The sequence below is a fragment of the Vibrio sp. 10N.222.48.A3 genome, from assembly GCF_041475345.1.
Taxonomy (GTDB): Bacteria; Pseudomonadota; Gammaproteobacteria; order Enterobacterales; family Vibrionaceae; genus Vibrio; species Vibrio tasmaniensis_A.
Genome location: NZ_JBFRVX010000626.1, coordinates 1 through 2353 on the forward strand (window position 1 = coordinate 1; position 2353 = coordinate 2353).

A 2353-nucleotide genomic window follows, 5' to 3' on the forward strand; every position below is an offset into this window, starting at 1 on the left:
TCGTAACAGTACCGATCCTCTTGATTATGAAGCTTGTTTAAATAGTGATGAACCATGGTATTCCGCTTGGGGATACAAGGAAGAAGGGAAGGTTCATGCAAGGTTAACCTACAACCCATATTTTGACGAAATGTTGGATTACGCCAAATCTATCACTGCCTTATAAAGGCGACATTAGAAGGACACTAAAATGTATCAAAAACCATCCCCTGCATTACCATTGGGGCTGATATCGTTGCTATCGCTGTTGTTTGCTGTCCCAGTAAACGCAGATTGGAAGGAAACGGGCTTACACTTAAAGTTGGTTGATCTGTTAGACAGGGAAGACGGCTATTGTATTGATGTTGCTGGAAGTGGTGACTATGTAAGATTCGATTTGCCGTTATTGACGCACAATTGCAAAGAAGGCTTGTACGCTGATGAGGCGGTGACCCATAGAGATGACGGGGCATTGTTCTTTCCGGCTTTCGAGGCATGTGTCACGGTTATGGGCGTTAATAATAATTCGTTACCTTACAATTCGCTGATGTTAAAACGCTGCCACATCGACGAACCATTTTTGAAAGCCACTCAGTTCCAAACGTTTGAGTTTACAGAGGACAAACAGGTTCAGTTGGTGGGTTCTAACCTTTGTATTACTGCAGGCGATGTATCTAAAGTGACCTACAGTGCGGCGCACCGTTGGAGAAGCTTGTATATGCAGGAGTGCAATGTTGCCGACAAAGCGTTATCTCAATGGCAAATGGTTAAACCAACGACTCGTTAGTCGATATCTTAAGTAAGCAGCTAAAAGATAGAAATTAAACGAACTCAAAGCCTCAGTATTGACGCTGTTCTCAACAGCTTGAAGACTGAGGCTTTAATGTTTTAGGCGAGACAAGATCATTGATATTAATCGGAAAACTGCTTTTTGCTTTTATAGCGAGTAGGATTGAAAGAAATGGCGTATTTGTCCGGTTTACTAGTCAGTATCCAAATTGACTCTGAAATGTCACATCATCAATAAGCGAAAGTATGTTGAAAATAGAACAAGTTACCCCTCATATCGGTGCGCGAATCCATGGAGTCGATCTCGCCACATGCAGTGTGACTGAGCTCGATGAGGTTTATCAGGCGCTGATTACCCATCAAGTAATCTTCCTAGGTGATCAAGTACTCTCACCAGAACAACACTTGATGATTGCAGAGCGATTTGGACAGCTCGAGCTTGCGCATCCCTTCTTTCCTCGCGTCGAAAGCGCACCTCAGGTGAGTGTCATCGAAACAACCCGTGGTAATGCACCCATGGAAAGCTATTGGCATACGGATCTAACCTGGCGCAAAGTGCCATCGAAAGCTTCTTTGTTGCATGCTCAACATATTCCAAGCACCGGTGGGGATACGATTTGGTGTTCGATGACGGCGGTTTTCGAGTCATTAGATGAAGACATGAAAGCAAAACTGAGAGGGTTGTCTGCGACTCATTCGCTGGTGGCTTTCGAGGGAGTTGAGCCAGATCAGATAGAGCTTGATTGGCACAAATCACTACTTAAAACCGCGCAGAAAAATCCACCTGTAATCCATCCTGTTGTTCAGAGCCATCCGGAAACCGGTAAAGAAACACTTTATATCAATGAGCAGTTTACCCGTTATATCAACGAACTTGACCGACAAGAGAGTGATATTTTACTTAACCAACTGTTTGAAATTGCACGACGCCCTGAGTTTCAAGTCCGCTTCAAATGGGACAGGGGATCAATGGCTATTTGGGACAATAGGGTCACGCAACATTACGCGGTGATTGATTACGGCGATACTCCAAGAAAGATGCATCGCGTTACAGTGACATAATGCAAACGAAGAGGCGCAGCACTTGCTAAGGCGCGTTATTGGTGTAGGCGTGAGCGTATAAATCTGAATCACTTAGGGATGTTGTCTGAGTTAAAGTATGAAACCGAGACTTTATTCATCTAAGTCATAATAAAATCAAAAGCGTTGATACATATTTGATTGAAAGCTCACTGCTCTGAGGTGATGTGTAATATACTCAGCGGAAAACATAAGAACCAACATCAAATTTTAGACTTTGTAAACGTTAGGGCTTAGTAAATAAAGTATTTGTATGAACGCGATTCGTAAAGTTTATCAGTACGCAGAACCTAACCTAACCCTTGTGGGTTGGATGGGCTTTGTCGGTTTCCCTGCTTACTACATTGTATGGGAATTCTTGTTTCCGCAACCCTATGAAAATTTAGCCGTGCGTCTGTTTTGCTCGGTATTGTTCCTTGGGATTGTTGTTCGTAATCGTATTCCATTTGATTGGCGAAAGTACCTTCCGGCTTATTATCAAGTCGCTATTACCCTCTGCTTACCG

Annotated in this window: 2 protein-coding genes and 2 pseudogenes; all 4 read left to right on the plus strand. The window is 43.3% G+C overall.

Annotated elements, in window-relative coordinates:
* Positions 1-166: pseudogene (locus AB4653_RS17385) on the plus strand (alpha/beta hydrolase); the annotation flags it as partial.
* A gap of 24 nt (positions 167-190) precedes the next feature.
* Entirely contained in the window at positions 191-766 is a 576-nt protein-coding gene (locus AB4653_RS17390) for a hypothetical protein (protein ID WP_102258546.1), read from the plus strand.
* Positions 767-1014: 248 nt separating this feature from the next.
* Entirely contained in the window at positions 1015-1830 is an 816-nt protein-coding gene (locus tag AB4653_RS17395; protein WP_102258545.1) for a TauD/TfdA family dioxygenase, read from the plus strand.
* Positions 1831-2101: 271 nt separating this feature from the next.
* A pseudogene (locus AB4653_RS17400) lies at positions 2102-2353 on the plus strand (hybrid sensor histidine kinase/response regulator); the annotation flags it as partial.

Coding starts and splice junctions, on each gene's coding strand:
- AB4653_RS17390 (WP_102258546.1), top strand. CDS start 191: ATGTATCAAAAACCATCCCCTGCATTACCATTGGGGCTGATATCGTTG.
- AB4653_RS17395 (WP_102258545.1), top strand. CDS start 1,015: ATGTTGAAAATAGAACAAGTTACCCCTCATATCGGTGCGCGAATCCAT.